Raw genomic sequence first — 21,472 nt, 5'->3', positions numbered from 1 at the left:
CTGGCGCGCGCGGTCAGAGCTTGCCCGCGCCGGAGCCCGCCGTGACCGACGCCTTCACCGAGCCGGCGTCCTCGGCGGTGTAGCTGTACGGGATCGCGGCCACGGTGCCGTTGACCTCGCACGGGCCGGAGGCGGTCAGCGAGTTGCCCCGCGCCACCAGCCGCCCGGGGCCGGAATCCGCGTACCCGCTGGCCGACCAGCACGCCTGCCGCACGTTCTCGAAGACGTTGCCCTCCACCAGGAGACCGGCGTCCTCGAGCGAGGCGATGGCGTAGGAGTCCGCGTTGTGGTCGATGTCGGTGTAGTAGTTGTTGAACACGTGGACGGTCTCGCCGAAGCGCACGCGCGGGCTGCGCTCGAAGGTGCGGTCGAACCAGTTGTGGTGGTAGGTGACCCGCAGGTGGCCGCGGTCCTCACCGCCGTTGCCGTCGGAGTGGCCGACCAGCGAGGTCTTCCAGTGGTTGCGGATGACGTTCCACGACACGGTGATGTAGTCGGCCGCGTGGGTGATGTCCAGCATGCCGTCGTAGTGGTCGGGGTCGTCCTCGATGGTGCTGGACATGGTGTTGTGGTCGATCCAGACGTGCGTGGCGCTCTCGATCTGGATCGCGTCGCCGCCGACCTTCCCGCGGATGTTCAGGTTCTGGATGATCACGTTGGCCGGGCTCATGTCCTCGATGTTGAGGGTGGTGCCGGAGATGCCCGAGCTCGCGCCGACGCCCCGGATCGTCTTGTCGGCGCTGATCTCGACCGTGCCGGTGCCGCTGAGCATGCCGTTGACCAGGATCGTCCTGGCACCCGCGGCCTGTGCTTGCGCGCGGAAGTCGGCGAACGTGCTCACGGTGACCGTGGCGCCGCCCGCGCCGCCGGTGGTGCCGCCCGCCTGCGCGGCCCAGCCGACCAGCCCGCCGGGCGGCTGCGGCTGCGGGCCGCCGCCGGTCTCGACGTCGAGGTAGTCGACGTTGGGCAGGCCGGCCGAGGTGGTCGGGTTCAGCCGGATCGTGTTGCTGCCCGCGGTGACCGCCACGCTGAACGTCTTGGTCACCCAGGTCGACCAGGCGCCCGTGCCCTCGAACGACGGTGACTGGGCGGTCGCGCCGTTCACGACCAGGTTGGCCGGTCGGGCGGTGGTGGTGCCGTTGGCGAACCGGACGCCCACCGTCGCCGTGCCGGCCGCCGGCGCGGTCACGGTGAACTGGAGGTGGCCGCTCGTGGAGTTCGCGCCGTTGCAGAAGCCGCTGCCGGAGTAGCCGGTCCAGTCGGTGTCGATCGAGCCCGAGCAGACCGCGGGCGAGCTCTCCGCCTCGTAGCGGGTGGGCGCGGCCTGGGCGGTGGACGACGCCACCGCGACCAACGCACCGGCCAACAAGCCGACGCAGGCAATCATGGGTTTCACGCGCATAATTCGTCTCCGTGGCGTAGGCACAACGATTCCGACGCAGTGGAAGACACGATGTCCCTGGTGCTTCATTGCGCCGCAGGACTGGGAAAACCCTTTCCCGTCGGATGCTATGAGGTCGACCACCGCAGGTCAACGGACCCGTGCGGAAATTGGCGCCCGGTCACGTGGGTGAACAAAATGGTCATACTCGTGAACCGGTGGCGTGCATTCGGGTGGTCGCCGCGCAGATATGTGAATTCGACCGGTCGAGACGCGGGGTTGCGCCCGGCGTGCCGATCTCGCCAGACTGCACGCCTCCGCTCACGGTTGGGGGACTCCATGCGGACGTTGCTCGTCACCGCGCTGGCCGCGAGCCTGCTCGTGGTCGCACCCGAGGCGCGTGCCGCCGCGATCTCCTGGCAGCCGTGCCCGGACCAACCGGCAGCCGAGTGCGGCACGGTGTCCGTGCCACTGGACTGGGCCGACCCGCGCGGCCCGCAGGTCGACCTGGCGGTGTCACGGGTGCGCGCCACCGACCCGGCGCGTCGCATCGGCGTGGTGGTCGTCGACGCGGGCGGTCCCGGCGGCTCGGGCGCGGAGTTCGCCCGCGCGCCCTACCTCAGCGCCGAGGTGCGGGCCAGGTTCGACGTCGTCGGCTTCGACCAGCTGGGCACGAACAACAGCTCGGCGATCCGCTGCTCGGCCGAGCTGATGGCGCGCCACCCGGGCGACGACCCGGCGGACGAGGCCGCGTTCGCCGCGCTGGCCGCGCACAACCGCGCGGTGCGCGACGACTGCCGTGCCCGTCACCCGGTGTTCGACCACGTCGACACGGCCCGGTCGGCACGGGACCTGGACGCGGTGCGCCGGGCGTTGGGCGAGCGGCGGATCAGCTTCTTCGGCATCTCCTACGGCACGCTGCTCGGCCAGCAGTACGCGGAGCTGTTCGGCTCGCGGGTGCGGTCGATGGTGCTGGATGGCGTGATCGACCACAGCGTCGACCTGCGCGCGTTCGTGCTGGACCGGGCGCGGGCCGTGGAGGAGGCGTTCGGCGAGTTCGTCTCGTGGTGCGCCGAGAACACGACGTGCGCCCTGCACGGCCGGGACGTCCACGCGGCGTGGGAGGAGGCGCTGGACAAGGCCGACGAGATCGGGCTGGGACGGCGTGGGCTGCTCACGTGGGCGTACTACGAGGTCCGCGGCGGTACGTGGGAGAGCCTGGCCACGCTCATCGCGGACGTCGGCGGCGCGCGGGCGGCGTTCGAGCCGAACTACGAGTCCTTGCGCTACGCCGTGGTGTGCCAGGACTTCGCGCTGCGGTTCGCCGACTTCGGCGAGTACCGGGCGTTGCGCCGGGCCGAGCTGCGTGCCGCCCCCACGCTGCGCGGCACGCTGCTCGGCCACGAGGAAGCCACCACGTGCATCGGGTTCACCGACCGCCCCTCGAACCCGCCGCACCGCCTCGACGTCGACGCGGCCCCGCCGTTGCTGCTGCTGACCAGCCGCTACGACGTGGCCACGCCCTACCGGTGGGCGCGCGACGTGCAGCGGCAGGCGAAGGGCTCGCACCTGGTCACGTTCGACGGCCCGGGCCACGGCGTCTACCACGCGAACGACTGCACCCGGACCGCCGCGGACTCCTACCTGCTCGACACCGCGCCCGCGCGGGACGTGACCTGCTGAAGCGTCGCCCGCCGGGCGGGACCGCGCCGCTCAGCGCCCGGCTGTCCGGCGCGGTGCAGCCCCCCGACAGCGGCAGGTGCATCGGGCCGCCAGGCCGATGACGGGCCTCGGCACGGTCGCGCGCAGCTCGGCCGGCCGCGCCGCGGACACGAGCCCGGCCGGTGCGCGGGGCGCGGAAGATCCGGTTGCGGGATCGGTCAGGTGTTGCCGCGCATCGACCGGCGGATCTGGTCCAGCTTGTCGAGGCCGGCCTGGCGACGTGCCTCGAACTCGTCCTCGACCGCCTTGGCCTCCGGGATGGCCTCGGCCAGCTCGCCCGCGCCCGCGCTGGTGGCGAACCGGTTCTCGATCCGGTCCCGGACGTGCTCGAACGTGGGCACGCCGTCCTCGGTGTAGTCGCCCGGCACCACCGGCCGCACCGGCTCGTGCTCCACGACCTCGGCGTCGATCACCGGTTCCCGCTCACCGCTCATCGCCCCGCTCCGTTCGCCGTGCCGATGCCCGAGGCTACCCCGCGAGCACCGACCGGGCGTCCGCCCGGCACAGCTCGCTCCACCGGGCGAGGTTCGCCGCGGCGCGCCCGCGGACGTGCCGGGGCGCGGACTCGTCCAGCGCCACGGCCCGTGCCGCCACCGCCGCGCCCTCCCGGGCGTCCGGCGACAGCCCCACCGCCGCTTCCGCGCACCGCGTCCGCGCCACCGCCGACAACGCCTCGTCCCGCGCCAGGGCGACGAGGGCGACCGCCGCTCCGGTCGGCTCCAGCAGCCCGATCGCCTCCAGGGCCTGGCGGCGCGGCAGCGGGTCCGGCGTGCCGAGCAGGCCGCGCAGGGCCGCCAACGCCGTGCGACGTGCCGCCGGCGCTTGCTCGATCAGCGTGCGCCCCGACCGGATCCGCACGGTGGCCGGCACGGTCGCGTCGGCCATCAGCGCGAGCAACACCTCGGTGGCACGGTCCCGTCCCGCCACCCCGAGCTGCGCCAACTCGTACGCCGCCCGACGCCGCAGCACCGGCCGCACGGTCGGGTCGGTGGCGATCGCGTGCACCACCCGGGCCGCCGCCGCGCGGTCGTCCACGTCGTGCGGCACGAGCTTGACGGCCGCCTGCAACCTGATCGCGGTCGGTGCCTGCTCGTCGTCCCGCATCGCCCGCACGGGACCGAGGCCGTCGTGGTGCCGCAACGCGTACCGGAACTCCACCCGGTCGCGACCCGACGTGCGCGGGTCGCGGACCACGGCACGCAGGAACTCCGCCACGGGCACGGGGAGCGTGGTCGTGACCTCAGTGAGGAGGCGGGCCGCGCGCACCCGATCCCGGACCGGGAGGGCGTCGTCGGCCACCTCCGCCAACGCCCGGTCCACCACCCGCTGCCACGTCACGGGCGTCAACCCGGCCAGGGCTTTCCGCGCACGTGGTGACGACATGGCCTCCAGAGCCCGCACGGCCTCCGGCAGGAAGTCGGTCGACAACCCGGCCAGCGCCACGGCCGCCGCCACCCGGTCCTCGGCCGAGGTCTCCGGCGCGGCGAGCGCGTCACGGACCTCGGCCTCCGCCTCGGCGGCCAACGGCAGGTCGTCCCAGACGTCCGCCACGGGCACGCGCTCCTCCACCGGCAGCGAGCGATCGGCCAAGAGCACGCGCTCGGCTTCCGTCCGCTCCCGCCTGGGCAGCCAGGCCATGAGTCGCTGTGCGGGTTCGCCGACCCGGAACCGCCGGGTCAGGGCACCGACCACGAGGGCGAGCCGGCCGTGCACCGACCGCCCGGCCCAAGCGAACCATTCCGCGCCGGACGCGCGCTCTGCCGCTGTCAGTTCCGGGTCGTGGGCGCGCCCGCGCAGGAACCCGAGCGCGGTGCCCGCGAGGTGGCGGTCGGCCGTGGCGAGCCGCCCGGCGGCGTGGTGCCGCCGCCAGGGCAGCTCGTCGTCCGACTCGACCGTTCGCCGGTAGAAGGCCACGGCACGCTCCACCGCTCCCCGGTCGCACCCCGCCAGGGCCTGGTGCGCGTCGCAGCGCGAGGCCGCGTCGAGGAACACGTCGTCGGCACGGCCTCGGATCACGTCGAGCGCGCGGTCCCGGTCGGCGACCGCGAGGTCGTGGAGCAAGGCCGCGGCGGCTTGCCGCTCCTCGCCGAGCGCATCGCGGTCCGACACCACCTCCCTGAGCCGCGGCAGGACGTCGACCCCTTCCCGGGTGAGCCCCAGCACCGCATCGCGGGTCAGGGGCATCTCCGCGACGATGCGCGCGCGGTCGCCGGGAGCCGGCCGCGCCAGCATGACGAAGGCCTCACCGCGAGCCCGCACGTCGTCCAGGCCGGTGAAGACGATGGACCGCAGCGCGGCCACCACGTCCTCCCCGTCGGCGTGGCCGAGCCGGTCGAGGGCCTTGACCACGCGCCAGGTACCCGCCGCGGTGCGGTACTCCCGGGACAGCACCTCCCGCAGCGTTCGGGCGAGAGCGGCGCGGTGCGCCACACCGAGATCGCGCCCGCGCATGACCATGAACGGGAAGTCGAAGGCGGGAACCCCGGTCGAGCGGATCAGCTCGCGCAGACCCTCCACCGCGGCCCGGTGGAACGGTCGACCGAGGCGGATCAGGGCTTCGGCGGCGCTGGTGCGGGTCCGGTAGCTGTGGGCGGCGTTGCCCAGCACGGGCACCAGGGCGCGGGCGAGTCGCTGGTGGTCCGCGTCGGAGGTCGCGAACGACGAGGCATTGGTGAACTGACCGACCACGTCGGGGTCCACCGACCGCGTGGCGGCCAGGAACGCGTCCATCGCCTCCCGCTGGAGCGCCGTGTCGAGGTCGCGCACGGTGTGCCACGCCCGCAGCGCCACGGCCGTGTCCAACGACGTCCGGGCCAGCGTCAGGAGCGCGGCCTTCGCCTCGGCGTGGAACTGCGGTCCCACCCGCACCAGCCGTTCGCCGGCGAAGTGCCGGTCCTCCGGCGGCAGGCTCCGGTCGGCGCACCGCTGCCGCAGCAGCTCCACCGCCCGTGCCCGGTGCGGCTCGCCGAGGTCCGCGAGGATGGACAACGCGATCGTGCGGTCCAGCTGGGAGCCGTGCGACTCCGTGACCACCCGCCACAGTTCACGGGCGGCTTCCTCGCGGTGCCGCGGGCCGAGGTCGGCCAGCTCCTTGGCGCACCAGGTGGCGATGTTCGTGTTCGCTCGGCCGTCGGCGATCACCCGGCGCAGGTGCGCGGCGGCGATCTCCGCGGCTTCCGGCCCGAAGTCGCCCAACTTGGTGGCGCCGTGCCAACGGTCCTCGATCGCCAGCCCGGATTGCTCCAGCGTCGTCGTCAGCCACGTGGCGGCGACGCCGCGGTGTTGCGGCCCCAGTTCGCCCAGCGCGTGGGCGAGCACGCCGCGGTCGAAGATCGAACGACGTGGGTCGGTCATCAGGGAGGTGAGCGCGTCGGCGGCTTCGGCGGCCAGGTCCGGGCCGAGCGAGGCCAGGCCGAGCGCCGCGTCACGGCGACCGGCTGTGCTGTCGACGGGGTCGCGCAGCACGGCGCGGAACACCTCGGCCCCGTGCTCGTGGAACTCCGCGCCGATCTCGACCAGTCCCGTGGCGGCTTCGACCAGGTCGTCCGGCGGGGTCTCGTCGTCGGTGGTCAACCGGGACAGCGCGGCGACCGCGAACGCCCGCTCCTGCGGGCCGAACGCGGCCAGCACGACGGCGGCGGTGCGGCAGGCGTAGCCGGAGGCCAGGGGGTTGGCCAGCACGGACCGCAGGCCGCGGGCGGAGGCGTCCCGTTCGGCCGCGCCGCACTCCGCCAACGCCTCGGCGGCGGCCAGGCGTTCGGGCACCGACGCGGCCGGGTCGTCCACCATCCCGGTCAGGAGGGCGACGGCTTCGGCCGTGTGCGGGCCGCCCAACCGGGTCGCCAGGGCCGACGCCGCCTCGATGCGGGAGTCGGCGGGCGCGTGGTCGGCGCGCATGAGCGCGACCAGCCAGTCCGCCAGACCGGGGTGGTGGGTGGCGCGGCCCGCCTGGGCGAGGATGTCCGAGCCGGGGTACTGGGTGGTCATCGCCCAGCCCCACACCGTGGTCAGGAACGCGTCCACCACGTCACCGCCGGCCGGCACGCGCTTGGCGAGCAGGCGGGCGGCCAGCAGGTGGGCTTCCGCGTCACCGCCGTGCAGCCACCGCACCAGCGGGTCGGCCTCGGTGGGGCGCAGCCGGGTGTAGTGCAGCAGCACCGACCGGGCGAACCGGCCGCGCTCCTTGGGCCGGGCCGCGTGCACGGTCCGCGCGAACCCGTCGTCCTCGGGGGTGAACCGCGCGGGGAACTCGCGGGCCAGCGACGTCGCCGCCAGGTGCTCGGCGAAGCTGTGGTGCAGGAACCGCAGGTCCTCGCCGCGCATCACGAGCGGGCCGACCGAGACCAGGAACGCGGTCAGCGCCTCGGGCCAGTCGGCGGGCAGCGCGTCCGCCGGCACGTGCTCGGCCACCCACGACCGGGCCGCCGACACCAACGACGTGTCGGTCTCCGACCGCGTGCGGCCCAGGTGCTCCAGCAAGCCGTCCTGCCACGGCTCGAACGGCCCGCTCGACGCCCGCGCCGACCGCAGGAACGCCAGGTAAGCCTCGTACAGCTCGTACTGGTTGTCCGGCAGCGGCCGGTCACCCCCGCGGGCGAACACGATCGCCGCGATCGTCGCCAGCAACGGCACCCGCACCAACTCGTCCAGGTGCGCCTCGCGGATCTGGCGCAGGAACCGGTCCGCGGTCTCCTCGCCCTCCTCGGCGAACCAGTGGCGTGCGAACGACCGCAGCGCCCCGCCGTCGAACGGCAGCAGCTCGTAGCGCGCCGCACCGATCCGGTACAGCGGCGCCAACGCCGCGCCCTCCACCGGCCGGGTCGTCACCACGATCCGGTACGGCCCGCCCGACGCCCACGCCGCCAGCACCGACGCCAAGCGGTCCCGGTCCGCGCCGACCGCGACCTCGTCCAGCGCGTCCACCAGCAGCAGCCACCGCCGGCCCGCCACCCGGTCGCCGAGCAGGTCCGCGCTGACCGGCCCGCGCAACAACGCCCCGTACTCGGCCTGCGCGCTGTCCGCCAACGCCTGGGAGAACGGCAGGTCCAGCCGGGCCGCCAGCTCGCGGGCGGTCAACCGCAACGGCACCAGCGGTTCGACCGACGGCAGGCCGTCCGGCTCGCCGCACCACCGCGCGGCCAGGTCCGCGGCCAGCCGCAGCGACAACGTCGACTTGCCCTGGCCCGCGCCGCCGGTGATCACCAGGTGCTCGTCACCGTCCAGCGCGTCCTCCACGGCCCGCGCCGGCGGCCGCACGGCCACCCGCGGGGCGGGCGGGCGCGGCACCTCCACCAGCCGCCCGTGCCCGTCCAGGATCGGCGTGGGCCGCGACGGCCCGGCGTGCGGCTCCTCCCCGCCCGCGCTCAAGTCCTGCCGCACGTACACCGCGGCCAACGACGGCCGTCGCGCTCCCGGTAATCGGTACGGCAGCTCCACCGCCGCGCGCACCTGCGCGCTCATCAGCGACAGCACGCTGCCCGGCAGCCCGCCCGGCGCGGCGACCGGCGGCCCGCCGACGTGGATGTGGACGTCGCCCTCGATCACCCCGGCCTGCACGCTCGGCCCGTGGACGTCACCGCCGACCTGGTTCCAGGCCGCCGGCCGATCGTGCTGTCCCACCCGCGACTCCCCGTCCGCCGTCCGATCCGGAGGACACCCGGCGGTGGCCCACCCCCGTCCGAGACTAGGAGCCCGCCAACCACGCCAGCAAGCGGCCCCGCGACCAGCAGCGGCCGACGACCTCGACGTGCCGCGCCGACCCGTCGCACACCGCCAGTCCGACGAGGCTGTGGCCGGAGGCGGGTCGGTCGCCCAGCGTCGGCACCGACGGCGCCACCCCGACCCCTTCCGCCGACACCCACGCCACCACCCGGTCTGCCGCCAGGTCGTGGAGGCGGTGCACGAAGCGCAGCCGGTGCTCGGGGGTCAGGCTCGACAGCGCCCACGTCGTGGTGACGACGGGCAGGGTGTCCGCCGGCACCCGGGCGAGGGCGTCGGGCACCAGGTCCACGGCGTCACCGCGCAACAGCAGGGGAGGGGCCGCCGCCGTCACCGCGATCTCCGCGTCGAGCCGTGCCCGGCGCTCCGCGTGATCCGGCGGCACGCAGGCGCGCAACCACCGGGCGTCCCGGGGGTCGGTCACGTCCAGCGGGTCGCGGTCGATCCCGATCCGGGCGGCGACCCGCGGCACCGCCACCACCGGCACGGGCCGGTCGCCCACGACCGAGCACGTCAGCCGCACCGGGGACGACGGGTCGCCCAGCGGTCCGCCGCGGTCGTAGGTGATGCCGACCCGGTCGACGGCGAGGTTGAACCCGGCCCCGCACCCCACGTCGACCAGGCCGACCGCGCTCGCGCCCACCCGGCGTGCCGCCTCGGCGATCGCCGGGTACAGCACGGCGCACCGCCCGGTCTCGTCGGTCCGCGGCGACCGGCGCACCGCGACGGCCACGACGGAGTCGGTCAGCCCCAGCAGGGTGTCGATCGCCGCGTCGGCGGCCGCGTCGCCGTCCCCGGCGGCGTAGGCCGCGGCCAGCGCCGGCGCACGTCCGGCGAGCGCGAGGTCGTGCAGCGCGGCGAGGATCACCGCGGGGCTCCGCTTGCGCGCGGGCGCGGCCTCGATGGCGCGCAGCGCCTCCGCGGACCGGCTCACGGCGACGGCGACGCGCCCGTGCAACGCAGAGGTTCCGACCTCGCCGAACCTGCGGTACACCTCGGCGAGCGCGCGGCCTGGCATGGGCGAAGAGCCTAGCCGAGCGGCCGCGCGCGTCAGCCGCTCACGTGACCGGTTGGTCGGGGCGACGCCTGATGCGGCGCGGCAGCCCGCCCAGCGCCAGCAGCGCCACGACCGGCAGGCCGTAGAACAGCGCGACCTCCGCCGCGACCGGGATCCGGCCCAACACCAGCCACTGCGCCACGCCCAGCGCCGCGGTCACCACCGGCAGCAGCAGGACCAGCGCGGACCGGCGGCCGACGCGCGACCGCGAGCCGCACGCCGCCAGCGTGCCGCCGACCAGCACGACGACCCGCAGCAACTCGGCGGGCAAGAGCCGGTGTCCCAGCACGCCCAAGCCCACCGCCACCGCGACCGTCACGGCCAGCACCACGACGGCCCGCCCGCCGACCAGCTCACGGCCGCGCACCGGCCCCGGCGACCACGTCAGCGCGGCCGCGGTCAGCAGGCCGACCAACACCCACCCCGCGTCCACGCCGAGCCACCAGTGCTGGGCCGGGTAGAACGCCGCCAGGAGCACGAAACCGGCCGTGGCCACCCACGCCACGACCGCGGCGGCACGGCGCGATCCCCATAGCACCAACACGGCCACCACGCCCCACAGCAGCCACACCGGCGCGTCCGGGAACTGGGTCGACCACGGCATTTGCGTCAACGCGCCCGCCCTGACCCACCACGCGACCTCGTGCAGCCCGGTGGTCGCGCCGGTCACCAGCGCCAACGGCCCGAGCAGGCTCACGACCGCCAGCACGTCCCGCGGGTCGACGCCGCCGTCGGCCGCCACCACCCGCCGCGCGTGCAGCCGCACCGCGGCCCACAGCAGGTCGGCGAAGTCCCGCGCGGTCGGTCGCTCCCGCTCACCCGCGCCCGACATCAGCACCACGAGCATCTCCTCGCCGTGCCGCTCGCGGTGATCGCGCGGGAACCACGACAACAGCCGCCGGTAGCGCCGTTCCAGCCCGCTCACGCCGTGCCACCGGCCGGCCTGAGCCGCAAGCGGCGCTCGGCCGCCCGGGTGTGTGCCCGCATCCTGCGCACCTCGACCTCCAGCCTGGCTGCCCCCTCGTCGGTCAGCCGGTAGTAGCGGCGGAGCCTGCCGTCCACGACCTGCTCCCGGTCGACCCGCACCCAGCCGTCCGCGGTCATCCGGTCCAACGCGGTGTAGAGCGTGCCGGCGCGCAGCTTGACGCGGCCGCCGGAGATCTCCTCGACGTCGAGCAGGATGCCGTAACCGTGCTGCGGGCGGGCGGCCAGCGCCGTGAGGATCAGGAACGTCGGTTCCCGCAACGCCGCGTCGGTCATGCGTTCGGTATATACCGATCACCTGACCATCACAAGGCCCGGGTGGGCCGTCAAACGGGTGATGTGGGCCGGACGTGCTGCGGCCGGGCGGTCGGAGTGCCATGTTGAGGGGGTGACGTGATGGCGTGAACTCCCGTGGGGGACGCGATGAGGCGGACCACGATCGTGCTGCTGTCGGTGGCGGGCCTGCTCGCCGGGTGCCTCGGCCAGAGCAGGCAGGCCGACCCCGCGCGCAACGCCGACGCCAAGGACGTCACGCTCACGATCACCGCCAACGCCGTGGCGGGCGGCAAGAACGCGCGTGGCGCGGACTGGATCGCGAACTGGGTCATCCCGCGGTTCACCGAGGCGCAGCGGGCCAAGGGCGTCAACGCCACCGTGCGGTTCGAGCAGAACGGCGCGGGCGACGAGGACTTCAAGACGAAGGTCGCGCTGGACTTCCAGACCGGCGGTGGCGGCGACGTCGTCGAGCTGGACGGCATCTGGCTCGGCGAGTTCGCCCAGGCGGGCCACATCCGACCGCTGGCCGAGGTCGTCGGCGCGGCCGAGGTCGACGCGTGGGACGGCTGGCGGCGGATCCCCGACGCCGTGCAAGGGCTCGGCGAGTTCGACGGCAAGCGCTACGGCGTGCCGATGGGCACCGACGGGCGGGTGCTGTTCTACAACAAGAAGCTGTTCGCACGGGCAGGTCTGCCCACCGACTGGCAGCCTCGCAGCTGGGACGACCTGCTCGACACCGCCGCGAAGCTCAAGGCGCTGCCCGGCGTCTGGCCGATCCAGCTCGACGCCGGCACCGCGATGGGCGAGGCCACCACCATGCAGGGCGTGCTGCCCGCGCTGGCGGGCACCGGCACGACCGTGCACGAGAACGGCAAGTGGCAGGGCGCGACCGCGGGCGTCAAGGAAGTCCTGTCGCTCTACCAGCGCATCTACCGCGAGGGGCTCGGCGACCCGGTCCTCCAGCAGGAGGCCAAGGGCCGCGACCGGTCGTTCGCGCTGTTCGCCGCCGACAAGATCGGCATCCTGCTGGAGAGCGACTACTTCTGGCGCTCGGTCGTGGAGCCGCGCACCGGCGTGGCCAAGATGGCCGACCGGGACACGGCGGTCGGCTGGGCGCTGATCCCCGCGCGGGTGCCGGGCGCGGGCGTCGGCGGCCAGGACTTCGTGAGCACGTCCGGCGGCGGTGTCCGGGTGGTCAACCCGAACACGGAGTACCCCCGCCAGGCGTGGGAGCTGGTGGAGTTCCTCAACTCGGCCGAGGCGGTCAAGTCCGCGCTGGCGGGCGGCGCGCAGGTCACCCAGCGCACCGACGTGAACGACGAGGTGCTGGCGGGCGACCCGATGCTGCGCTTCGTCGCCGAACGCGTGCTGCCGATCACCCGCTACCGGCCGGGCCTCGCGGACTACCCGAAGGTGTCGGCCGCGTTGCAGCAGGCGACCGCCGACGTGGTGTCCGGCCGCAGCCCGGACGAGGCGGCGCGCTCCTACCACGAGGCGCTGGTCGAGGCGGTCGGCGAAGATGCCGTCACGGGCGGCTGAACGCGACCCCGCCGGGATCGGCACGGCCCGGGCCATCGGGTTCGTCGCGCCGGCGCTGCTGCTGATCGGCGTGTTCCTGGTGTTCCCGGCGCTGTGGACGCTCTACATCGGGATCACCGACTACCGGCTGACCGGACCGGCCGCCGCCGACCCGAGGGTGGTCGGCGCGGACAACTTCACCACCGCGCTGCGCGACCCGCTGTTCGGCAACTCGCTGTGGCTGACCGCGCTGTTCGTGCTCGGCTCCGCGGTCGTCGGGCAGAACGCGCTGGGCTTCGCGCTCGCCTGGCTGCTGCGCCGGGTGCGGACCGGGCTGCGCCGCACCGTCGAGGGGTTCGTGCTGCTGGCGTGGATCCTGCCCGGCCCGGTCGTGGCCTACCTGTGGTTCGCGGTGCTGAGCCGGGACGGCGGCACGCTCGGCCTGCTGCTCGACCGACCGGGGACGGCGTGGCTGGTGCAGTACCCGATGGCGAGCCTGATCGTGTTCAACACCTGGCGCGGCACGGCGTTCTCGCTGCTGCTGTACACCTCAGCGCTGGCCGCCGTGCCGCCGTCGCACCTGGAGACCGCCCGGCTCGCCGGCGCGAGCGGGTGGCAGACCGTCCGGGACGCGGTGTTCCCGCACATCCGCGGGCACGTGCTGACCAACACGCTGCTGATCAGCCTGTGGACGGCCAACGACTTCACGCCGTTCCTGCTCACCGCGGGCGGCCCCAACCACGAGTCGGAGGTGCTGCCCGTGCTGATCTACCGGCAGGCGCTGGAGAGCGGTCGGCTCGGGTACGCGTCGGCGATGTCGTCGTTGCTGCTGGTGGGGAACCTGGTGGTGGCGCTGGTGTACCTGCGGCTGTTGCGCGGGCGCGCGTGACGCCGGGGTGGGTGGTGCGCCGCATCGGCTTCTCCGTGCTGGTCGCGGTGGTGCTGGCGTTCTTCGCGGTGCCGATGCTGTGGCTGGCGGGTGCGCCGTTCGACGCGCGGCCGGGGTTCGGCCTGCGCTGGCCGGAGTGGACGTTGTCGAACGTGCACGCGACCCTGCGCCACCCGTTCGCGCTGCGGTCGCTGGTCAACTCGCTGGTGCTGTGCCTGGTCGCGACGGCGGTGACCACGGCGTTCGCCGCGCTGGCGGCCTACGCGTTGTCCCGCGTGCGCATCCCCGGCCGGGACGCGCTGCTGTACCTGCTGCTGTTGCTGTCCAGCGTGGTGACCGGCACCGCGGCCATGGTGCCGCTGTTCGTGCTGATGCTCCAGCTCGGGCTCATCGACTCGCGGTTCGGCACGGCGCTGGCCATCGCGGGCGGGATGCTGCCCGCCGCCATCTTCATCCTGAAGGACTTCGTGGACGCCGTGCCGCGCTCGTACGAGGAGTCCGCGCGGGTGTTCGGCGCGTCACCGCGGCAGGTGCTGGGCCACGTCGTGCTGCCGATCGCCCGGCCCGGCATCGCCACGATCCTGGTGTGGTCGTTCGTCAACGCGTGGGGCAACTTCCTGTTGCCGTTCCTGCTGCTGCGTGACGTCGGCAAACAGCCCGCGGCGGTGCTCATGCGGACGTTGCAGGACGAGGGCGGCAGCGCCGACCTGACCGTGATCCCGGTGTTCTCGCTGCTGTACTCGATCCCGGTCGTCGTGCTGTACCTGGTCGTCAGCAAGCGCTACGGGTTCCGGTTCCACGGGGGGATCAAGAGCTGATGGCCGGCATCGACGTCACGGGACTGTCCACTGTGTACCCGAACGGGGTGCGCGCGGTGGACGCACTGGACCTGCGGGTGACCGACGGGGAGCTGTTCGCGCTGCTCGGCCCGTCGGGCTGCGGCAAGACCACGTTGCTGCGCACGATCGCCGGGCTGGAGCCGCCCGCGACGGGCACGGTCGCGATCGGGTCGCGGGACGTGACGGCGCTGCCACCGGGACGGCGCGGGGTGGCGATGGTGTTCCAGGACTACGCGTTGTTCCCGCACATGACCGTGGCCGAGAACATCGCCTACCCGCTGCGCGTGCGCCGCGCCCCCAAGGAGCGGCAACGGGAAGCCGCCGCCGACGTGGCCCGAGGGCTGAGCCTGTCGGCGCTGCTGGACCGCAGGCCGGGGCAGCTGTCCGGCGGCCAGCAACAACGCGCGGCGCTGGGCCGGGCCGTCGCGGCCGGCGCCGACGTGCTGCTGCTCGACGAGCCGCTGTCCAACCTGGACGCCCGGCTGAGGTTGGAGGCCAGGACGTTCCTCAAGCGGTTGCAGCACGACCTGGCGCTCACGACCGTCTTCGTGACGCACGACCAGGCCGAGGCGTTGGCGCTGGCCGACCGGATCGCGGTGATGGAGGCGGGCCGGATCCGCCAGCTCGGCACGCCGCGAGAGGTGTTCCAGCGGCCCGGCGACACGTTCGTGGCCAACTTCATCGGCTCGACCCCGATGAACCTGGTCGACGGCAGGGTCCGTGACGGTCGCGTCGAGTGCGCCGGGGCGCGGCTGCCGTGCCCGCCGGGCCTGGCCGAGGGCACGCCGGTCGTGGTGGGCGTGCGGCCGGAATACCTGTCCGTGGCCGACGACGGCATCACCGGCCGCGTGGCCGCGGTGGAGAACCTCGGGGTGTCCTCCCTGGTGACGCTCGACTGCCCGGACGGCACGCTGATCAGCCTGACCGTGCCCGAACAGGACGAACCCGCCCTGGGCCGGTCGCTCACCGTCACCGCTGCCCCGGGCCGCCTGCTGTTCTACGACGCGCAGGACGGCCGGTTGCTCGACGGCTGAACGGGCGCGGCCGTCCGGCGCAATCCCGCCCGGGACACCTCCGACGCTGTAACGGGCGGCCGAGGGTGATCGATCCCCGGGACGTGAAGCGAATCCTCGCCGTGGCGGCCGCCCTGCTCCTGATCGGCCCGCTGCTGACCGGAACGGCCCAGGCCGCGCCCGTGACCGCGGTCTACACGCCCACGCACGGCTCCACGGTCGCCGTGGGCGTGCCGGTGCTGATCGCCGGCACGGCCGTCAACGGCGAGTCCGGTGACGTCACCGGCGTCGAGATCAGCTTCGACGACGGCCGGACGTGGCTGCCGACCGAGCACCACAACGAGAGCTGGCTGCACCACTACACCCCGGTGGAGCCGGGCCCGGTCACCTACCACCTGCGTGCGTCCAGCTCGCGGGACGTCAGCGAGGCTTACGGCCCGTACGAGTTCTTCGCCGGCGGCACGGCCGCGCCGCCGGCCCTGCGCTGCCCGTACTGCACGCTGTCCCTGCCCTGGCTGCCGAACCGGCCCGAGCGCGACGACCCGGACCAGGCCGCGGTGGAACTGGGCCTGCGGCTGAGCTTCGACCGCGCCGGGTACGTCGCCGGCGCGATGGTCCACCGCGGCACGTACACCGGGCCGTTGACCGTGCACCTGTGGTCGGCGACCGGGACGTTGCTCGCCGAGACCGTGTCCGGGTCGGACACGGCGGTGAGCTACGTGCGGTTCCCGAACCGCGTCCCGGTGGCGGCGGGGCAGGAGTACGTCGTCTCCTACTTCGCCCCGGTGGGCGGGTACGCCTCGACGGAGGACTACTTCAGCGCGGCGATGGTGATCGCGCCCTACACGATGGGGCGGGCTGCCGGTGTCTACTCCTACGGCGGCGGATTCCCCACCGAGACGTGGCACGACAGCAACTACTGGGTGCACCCCACGTTCGAGCTGACCTGAGGGTCGACCGTCAGCGCACGCGGTCGTAGACCAGGGCCAGCTCACCCAGCTCGCCGATCTCCTGGTGGGTGACCGTCCACTTCGAACCCGGCAGGCCGTCGTCGAACAGCCGCGGCCCGCCGCCGGCGATCTCGGGGCAGATCATGAGGTACAGCCGGTCGACCAGGTCCGCCGCCAGCAGCGGCTTGATGACGCTCGCGCTGCTGTTCACCAGGATCTCGCCCCCGTCGTCGGCCTTGAGCCGGGTGACGACCTCCGCGGCGGGGGCGTTCACCACGCGGGCGCGTTCCCACGGCGCCTGGTCCAGGCTGCTCGACAGGACCACCTTCTCCACGTCGACCAGCCACTTCGCGTAGCCGCGGTCACGCGGGTCGGCGTTGTCGTCGTCGGCGACCGAAGGCCAGAAGCCCAGGAAGCCCTCGGCGTTGCGGCGGCCCAGCACGGCCGTGGTCGCGTTCTCCCAGATGCGGGCGAGGTGGCGGCGCGCGACCTCGGTGACCGCGTACGGCACGATCGCGCCGAGGTCGCCGGGCCCGCCGGGGCCGTGGTAGCGCCCGTCGAGGGTGAGGCTGATGTTCGCGGTGACCTTGCGGCCGGTGGGGTTCGTCATGATCGCTTTTCCTTGTCCGTTCGTGCGTGGTGTTCAGGTGGTGTGCTTCGACGCGCCGACAGCGGCGGCGAGGTTGTCGAGGACCTGGCCCCAGCCGGTGCCGATCCCGGCGATGTGGGGAGCGGCCTCGACGGTCGTCTCGGTGATGCGCAGGTCGAGCCGCAGCAGGGTGCCGCCGTCGTCCTGGGTGAGTGCCACGTCGTAGTGGCCGGTGAACGACACCGCACCCGCCGCGTCCAGCACCGAGAGGTCGAACACGAGCCGTGCCGGTTCCTCCGCAGCGTGCACGACGCCCTCGGAGCGGTACCGACCCTCGGCGTCGCGGAAGTCCAGCACGGCCCGTCCGCCCGTCCTCGGCTCCACGACGCAGTCGGTGATCGTCATCGACGGCGGCGCCCACCAGGACGCCAGCAGGGCCGGGTCGACCCAGTGCCGCCACACGACGTCCCGGTCCGCGGCCAGCAGGCGCTCGAACGAGAACGTGCGCCCATCGGCCCACCGGTCCCGGTCGGCCGCCGCGGTCTCCGCCTCGATGGCGGCGCGGTAGCGCGCGATGACATCCCGCTCGCCCGCGTGCGCCTCACCGGTCTCGACCAGCGCCAGCAACCGCCGCGCCAGCTCCGACAGGGGTTCGGTCTCCAGCGCGTAGACCCGGCGCTGCCCGAGCGGCGTGACCGTGACCAGGCCGGCGCGGGCGAGCGTCTGGAGGTGCTTGGTCGTCTGCGGTTGGCGGGAGCCGGTCAGCTCGGCCAGCTCGCCGACCGAACGGGGCCGCTCGGCGAGGAGTTGCACGATGCGCCACCGCGCCGCGTCCCCCAGTGCTGATGCGATCCGTTCCATGGCTCGAAGTATTCACCAGGCAGAATATTCGTGTCAAGGAATACCTTGGACGGATCTTGGGCACTGCGCGTCTACGCCCCTTGCACGGGCTTGCTGGTCGCGTTCGGCCGGCCTGCCGCACGACGGACCCGAGAGCCCGATGACGCGCCCGGTCTGGCGGATCCACGTCGACGCGCACGGTGCGGTGGGCGACCCGGTCCGCGTCACGTGCCCAGGCGACGCCACCCCGACCACGCCGCCGTCCCTGCCGAAGCGGGACGTCCCGCCGGAGTTCGGCCCGGCGCTGGAAGCCACCCTCGGCGCCCTGCCCGCGCCGCCGGTCGACCCGACCGCCGGTTTGGCCGGCGTGCCCCCGCAGGTGCACGTCCGGGGCGGCGAGGTCGCGGTGTGGTCGCTCAACTGGCGCGACCTCGGACCGCTGGAGAAGCCATGCGGCCCGGAAGCCGCGTCGGACGGCTCGTGACGGGTGTCGGTCAGCCGGCGGCGTCGTCGCGGGGGACCGGGCACTCGCCGCCCGGCGCGGTCGACAGCTCGAAGTGCCACATCTCGTTGGCGTAGGTCTGGCACAGGCCGTAGTCCCGACCGTGGCGGATCAGCCAGTCGGCGGCGTCGGTCGGGCCGATGTCGATGGCGTCACCGGTCACGTGCGCCGACTTCTCCGGCGTGCTGACCAGCCGCCGCGCCTCCTCCAGGCTGCCGTACCGGGTGACCGCGTCGTCGAGCAGGCGTTGCTGGTAGGCCTTGCTGCGCCACCCCGACGTGACCCGCAACTCCACGCCGGCCGCGCGAGCGTCCTGCGCCGCCGTCCGCACCGCCGACAGCAGCTCCGGGTCCAGCCGGGCGATGGCGGGGTGATCGGAGTCGTAGGGGGAGATGCTGGAGTCGGCCGGGATGCTGCCGTCCTCGGCCGCGCGCCCCTTGGCGTGCCAGGGGGCCCCGATCGGGGACTCGGGGGAGCAGGCCGACAGCGCCACCACGAGCACGCCGGCCACCGCCGCCAGGGCCTGTCGGCCCGATCGCCGGTCACCGTCCGCACGTGCGCTCACCGAAGGGCAGAACATGGACATCCTCACTGTCGTGCCGGTCCGGACCGGTCCGACACTGCCCGCGGGATGTCCCCGTGCCATGCGTGTTGTGTGCGCGTTGTGTGACAACGGCGATCAGCGCGGCGGCTCACCGCGCGGCACGGTCAGCGTGAACACCGCTCCACCGTCGTTGCGCACGTCCAGCCGGCCGCCGTGCAACCGGGCGTTCTCCTGGGCGATGGCCAGCCCCAGACCACTGCCCTCCGTGCGGCTGCGGGCGCGGTCGCCGCGCACGAAGCGGTCGAAGACCACCGGGACCAGGTCGGCGGGCAGACCCGGTCCGGAGTCGGCGACGACCACGCGCACCTCGTCGGGCCGCGTGCCGTCGACGATCACCTCGACCGGCGGTTCGCCGTGCCGGACCGCGTTGGTCACGAGGTTGCGCACGATCGTGTGCAGGCGGCGCGGGTCGCCGAACAGCACCACGTCACCCGTGCGCCGGACCGGGACGTCCACGTCCGGCGCGCTCAGCCGGACGGCGTCCTCGGCCAGCGCGGCCAGGTCCACGACGTCGGGCCGCAGCTCGGCCGCGCCCGCGTCGAACCGCGACACCTCCAGCAGGTCCTCGACCAGCGCCCCGAGCCGCCGGGCCTGCGCGCCGAGCAGTTCCGCCGACCGCGCGCGGTCGGCGGCGTCCGGGCTGCCCAGCCCGTCCGCCGCCGCGATCATCGACGCCAGCGGCGTGCGCAGGTCGTGCGCCACGTCGGCGACGAACCGCCGCTGCTGCCGGTCCTTGCGCCGCAGTTGCTCGATGGACTCGCCGAGCCGCTGCGCCATCGCGTTGAACGACCCGGCGAGGTCGGCCAGCTCGTCACGCCCCCGCACCGGCAGCCGGGTGTCCAGCGCGCCGTCCCCGAAGCGCCGGGCGGCCTCGGCCGCGGTCCGCACCCGGCGCTGGACGACGCGGGCCGCGAGCACGCCCAACGCGCCCCCGAGCAGCGCCACCACGGCCGCCACGACGGCCAACCGGTCGCGCAGGGTGGCCAGCTCGCGGTCGAGGCCGCGGGTGTTGTAGAACTCGGCCAGCAGCAACCCCGGCTCCACCTCGCCGACGATCACCAGCTGCGGCCCGTCCGGGGTGTCCGCGTGGTAGCGCACCGAACCGCGTTGCTGCCGAGCCCGGTCCACCTCGGGCGCGGGCAACTGGCCGGGGAACGTCCCGCCCGTGCCGGCCACCGGCGCGTACCCACCGTCGTCGGAGGTGGAGACGGGGCCGGATGTCGGCGTGAAGTTGACCAACGCCCACGTCAGGCCGAGCCTGGCCCGCATGTACTCGGCCACCCCGCCCACGGCGGACTCGAACGCGGTGCTGCGGACGAGGAACTGGTGCGCCTGCTGGGCGTCGGAGTCGAACGCGGCCTGTGCCGAGGAGGCGAAGCGCTCCCGCGCGGCCCCCGCTTGCAACTGGTAGGTCGTCAACGCCATGGCGACCGTCGTGACCAGCGTGACAACCGCGACGGTGAGCACGATGGCGGCCCGCAGCCCCGGCCGCCACGTCACGGCTTGACCAGGCGGTAGCCGAACCCCCGCACGGTGCGCAGCAGCACGGGGTTGGCCGGTTCGGGCTCGATCTTCGCCCGCAGGCGGGCCACGGCGGCGTCCACCAGGCGCGAGTCGCCCGCGAACCCGTAGTCCCACACCCGCTTCAGCAGCACCTGCCTGCTCAGCACCTGGCCCGCGTGCTGCACGAACTCGATCAGCAGGCGCAGCTCCGTGGAGGTGAGGTTCAGCTCGACCCCGGCACGGGTCACCACCATCGCGACGGTGTCCAGTTCGAGGTCGCCGACGGTGTGCACGTGCGGCTTCGGCGACGGCGCGGGCGCGGCCCGGCGCAGGATCGCCTTCACCCGCGCGTCGAGCACCCGCGGCTCGACCGGCTTCACGACGTAGTCGTCGGCACCGCACTCCAACCCCACCACGACGTCCACGGCGTCACCGCGCGCGGTCAGCAGGATCACCGGGACGGTGTCGGTCGCGCGGATGCGACGGCACACCTCGAACCCGTCCACGCCGGGCAGCATCACGTCCAGCAGCACCAGGTCCGTCGACGTGCGCCGGTCGCCTAGGGCCTCCAGCGCCCGCTCGCCGGTGTCCGCCACCTCCACCTCGTGGCCGAGCCCGCGCAACGCGCGCGACAGCGCTTCGGCCAGCGTCGCGTCGTCCTCCACGAGCAGCAACCGCGACACCGGTGGAACTCCTCGCTCTCGACACGACCTCGCGGCCCACGGTATACCAACCGTTACGCCGAACGGCTCACCGCCGACGTGCGCGGAACCGTCCACCGGCAACCCACCGGAACCCTCGATCCCGGACTGGTCGCCGAGCCAGTTCGGTCGCCGCGCCGGACTGGTCGCCGGGCTGGGGCTGGTCGTCGGGCTCGGATCGGTCGCGGAGCGGGGGCGGGTGTCGGGCCGGGATCGGCCAAGCCGGGCTGATCGCCGAACCCGGACTGGTCGCCGACCCGGGATTCGGCCGGGGGACCGGTCGCGGAGCGCGGGGATCGGTGGTCAGGCCCGGATCGGCCGCTGAGCCCGGACTGGTCGCCGAGCCAGTTCGGTCGCCGCGCCGGACTGGTCGCCGGGCTGCGGTT

The 21,472-nt window shown here is 74.0% G+C and carries 18 protein-coding genes; 7 read left to right on the top strand and 11 right to left on the bottom strand.

Annotated elements, in window-relative coordinates; genetic code table 11:
* Window positions 1-13: 13 nt before the first annotated feature.
* Window positions 14-1,387 carry a CBM35 domain-containing protein gene (locus LZG04_RS16915; protein ID WP_233818109.1) on the bottom strand — a complete coding sequence of 458 codons (1,374 nt, stop codon included), beginning with the start codon at window positions 1,385-1,387 and terminating at the stop codon, window positions 14-16.
* Between the two features lie 333 nt (window positions 1,388-1,720).
* On the opposite strand from LZG04_RS16915, the gene LZG04_RS16910 reads away from it, so the two are divergent.
* The gene (locus tag LZG04_RS16910) at window positions 1,721-3,064 is read left to right on the top strand and encodes an alpha/beta hydrolase (RefSeq protein ID WP_233818010.1); all 1,344 of its coding nucleotides are present in this window, start codon (window positions 1,721-1,723) and stop codon (window positions 3,062-3,064) included.
* A gap of 197 nt (window positions 3,065-3,261) precedes the next feature.
* On the opposite strand, the gene LZG04_RS16905 is transcribed toward LZG04_RS16910, so the two are convergent.
* From LZG04_RS16905 to LZG04_RS16885, 5 genes are all read right to left on the bottom strand, one after another.
* Window positions 3,262-3,537, bottom strand: coding sequence for a hypothetical protein (locus LZG04_RS16905; RefSeq protein ID WP_233818008.1), 276 nt, complete (start codon window positions 3,535-3,537; stop codon window positions 3,262-3,264).
* 34 nt (window positions 3,538-3,571) lie between these two features.
* Entirely contained in the window at window positions 3,572-8,722 is a 5,151-nt protein-coding gene (locus tag LZG04_RS16900) for a hypothetical protein (protein WP_233818006.1), read from the bottom strand.
* 64 nt (window positions 8,723-8,786) lie between these two features.
* The gene (locus LZG04_RS16895; RefSeq protein ID WP_233818004.1) at window positions 8,787-9,839 is read right to left on the bottom strand and encodes a DUF2332 domain-containing protein; all 1,053 of its coding nucleotides are present in this window, start codon (window positions 9,837-9,839) and stop codon (window positions 8,787-8,789) included.
* Window positions 9,840-9,879: 40 nt separating this feature from the next.
* A complete protein-coding gene (locus tag LZG04_RS16890; protein WP_233818002.1) occupies window positions 9,880-10,803 on the bottom strand; it encodes a hypothetical protein in 924 nt (307 codons plus the stop codon).
* Window positions 10,800-11,138, bottom strand: coding sequence for a PadR family transcriptional regulator (locus LZG04_RS16885; protein WP_233818000.1), 339 nt, complete (start codon window positions 11,136-11,138; stop codon window positions 10,800-10,802). Before LZG04_RS16885 ends, LZG04_RS16890 begins: the two co-directional genes overlap by 4 nt.
* A gap of 147 nt (window positions 11,139-11,285) precedes the next feature.
* On the opposite strand from LZG04_RS16885, the gene LZG04_RS16880 reads away from it, so the two are divergent.
* From LZG04_RS16880 to LZG04_RS42580, 5 genes are all read left to right on the top strand, one after another.
* Window positions 11,286-12,677, top strand: a complete 1,392-nt coding sequence (locus LZG04_RS16880; protein ID WP_233817998.1) for an extracellular solute-binding protein — start codon at window positions 11,286-11,288, stop codon at window positions 12,675-12,677.
* Entirely contained in the window at window positions 12,658-13,545 is an 888-nt protein-coding gene (locus LZG04_RS16875) for a carbohydrate ABC transporter permease (protein WP_233817996.1), read from the top strand. Before LZG04_RS16880 ends, LZG04_RS16875 begins: the two co-directional genes overlap by 20 nt.
* A gap of 14 nt (window positions 13,546-13,559) precedes the next feature.
* Window positions 13,560-14,363, top strand: coding sequence for a carbohydrate ABC transporter permease (locus tag LZG04_RS16870; protein WP_233817994.1), 804 nt, complete (start codon window positions 13,560-13,562; stop codon window positions 14,361-14,363).
* Complete coding sequence (locus tag LZG04_RS16865) at window positions 14,363-15,418, top strand: ABC transporter ATP-binding protein (protein ID WP_233817992.1); 1,056 nt, start codon at window positions 14,363-14,365, stop codon at window positions 15,416-15,418. The genes LZG04_RS16870 and LZG04_RS16865 overlap by 1 nt, the downstream gene beginning before the upstream one ends.
* 83 nt (window positions 15,419-15,501) lie before the next feature.
* Window positions 15,502-16,347, top strand: a complete 846-nt coding sequence (locus LZG04_RS42580) for a DUF4082 domain-containing protein (RefSeq protein ID WP_233817991.1) — start codon at window positions 15,502-15,504, stop codon at window positions 16,345-16,347.
* 10 nt (window positions 16,348-16,357) lie between these two features.
* Here LZG04_RS42580 and LZG04_RS16855 read toward each other — a convergent pair whose 3' ends face one another.
* Together LZG04_RS16855 and LZG04_RS16850 are read right to left on the bottom strand one after the other, a co-directional pair.
* Entirely contained in the window at window positions 16,358-16,957 is a 600-nt protein-coding gene (locus LZG04_RS16855; RefSeq protein WP_233817989.1) for a dihydrofolate reductase family protein, read from the bottom strand.
* A gap of 33 nt (window positions 16,958-16,990) precedes the next feature.
* A complete protein-coding gene (locus tag LZG04_RS16850) occupies window positions 16,991-17,797 on the bottom strand; it encodes a metalloregulator ArsR/SmtB family transcription factor (protein WP_233817986.1) in 807 nt (268 codons plus the stop codon).
* A gap of 139 nt (window positions 17,798-17,936) precedes the next feature.
* On the opposite strand from LZG04_RS16850, the gene LZG04_RS16845 reads away from it, so the two are divergent.
* Window positions 17,937-18,260, top strand: a complete 324-nt coding sequence (locus LZG04_RS16845; protein WP_233817985.1) for a hypothetical protein — start codon at window positions 17,937-17,939, stop codon at window positions 18,258-18,260.
* A gap of 10 nt (window positions 18,261-18,270) precedes the next feature.
* On the opposite strand, the gene LZG04_RS16840 is transcribed toward LZG04_RS16845, so the two are convergent.
* The 3 genes from LZG04_RS16840 to LZG04_RS16830 form a co-directional block, all read right to left on the bottom strand.
* Complete coding sequence (locus LZG04_RS16840) at window positions 18,271-18,843, bottom strand: M15 family metallopeptidase (protein ID WP_233817983.1); 573 nt, start codon at window positions 18,841-18,843, stop codon at window positions 18,271-18,273.
* A gap of 114 nt (window positions 18,844-18,957) precedes the next feature.
* Entirely contained in the window at window positions 18,958-20,382 is a 1,425-nt protein-coding gene (locus LZG04_RS16835; RefSeq protein ID WP_233817981.1) for a HAMP domain-containing sensor histidine kinase, read from the bottom strand.
* The gene (locus LZG04_RS16830; RefSeq protein ID WP_233817979.1) at window positions 20,379-21,068 is read right to left on the bottom strand and encodes a response regulator transcription factor; all 690 of its coding nucleotides are present in this window, start codon (window positions 21,066-21,068) and stop codon (window positions 20,379-20,381) included. The genes LZG04_RS16835 and LZG04_RS16830 overlap by 4 nt, the downstream gene beginning before the upstream one ends.
* Between the last annotated feature and the right edge of the window lie 404 nt (window positions 21,069-21,472).

The organism is Saccharothrix sp. S26 (assembly GCF_021390395.1).
Classification (GTDB): Bacteria; Actinomycetota; Actinomycetes; order Mycobacteriales; family Pseudonocardiaceae; genus Actinosynnema.
This window is presented reverse-complemented; position numbering and strand designations above follow the sequence as displayed.

Excerpts from the sequence above, each read along its gene's own strand:
- LZG04_RS16885 (WP_233818000.1), bottom strand. The coding sequence starts at position 11,138 with ATGACCGACGCGGCGTTGCGGGAACCGACGTTCCTGATCCTCACGGCG.
- LZG04_RS16865 (WP_233817992.1), top strand. The coding sequence starts at position 14,363 with ATGGCCGGCATCGACGTCACGGGACTGTCCACTGTGTACCCGAACGGG.
- LZG04_RS16905 (WP_233818008.1), bottom strand. The coding sequence starts at position 3,537 with ATGAGCGGTGAGCGGGAACCGGTGATCGACGCCGAGGTCGTGGAGCAC.
- LZG04_RS16915 (WP_233818109.1), bottom strand. The coding sequence starts at position 1,387 with ATGATTGCCTGCGTCGGCTTGTTGGCCGGTGCGTTGGTCGCGGTGGCG.
- LZG04_RS16895 (WP_233818004.1), bottom strand. The coding sequence starts at position 9,839 with ATGCCAGGCCGCGCGCTCGCCGAGGTGTACCGCAGGTTCGGCGAGGTC.
- LZG04_RS16875 (WP_233817996.1), top strand. The coding sequence starts at position 12,658 with ATGCCGTCACGGGCGGCTGAACGCGACCCCGCCGGGATCGGCACGGCC.
- LZG04_RS16855 (WP_233817989.1), bottom strand. The coding sequence starts at position 16,957 with ATGACGAACCCCACCGGCCGCAAGGTCACCGCGAACATCAGCCTCACC.
- LZG04_RS16845 (WP_233817985.1), top strand. The coding sequence starts at position 17,937 with ATGACGCGCCCGGTCTGGCGGATCCACGTCGACGCGCACGGTGCGGTG.
- LZG04_RS16880 (WP_233817998.1), top strand. The coding sequence starts at position 11,286 with ATGAGGCGGACCACGATCGTGCTGCTGTCGGTGGCGGGCCTGCTCGCC.
- LZG04_RS16850 (WP_233817986.1), bottom strand. The coding sequence starts at position 17,797 with ATGGAACGGATCGCATCAGCACTGGGGGACGCGGCGCGGTGGCGCATC.
- LZG04_RS16910 (WP_233818010.1), top strand. The coding sequence starts at position 1,721 with ATGCGGACGTTGCTCGTCACCGCGCTGGCCGCGAGCCTGCTCGTGGTC.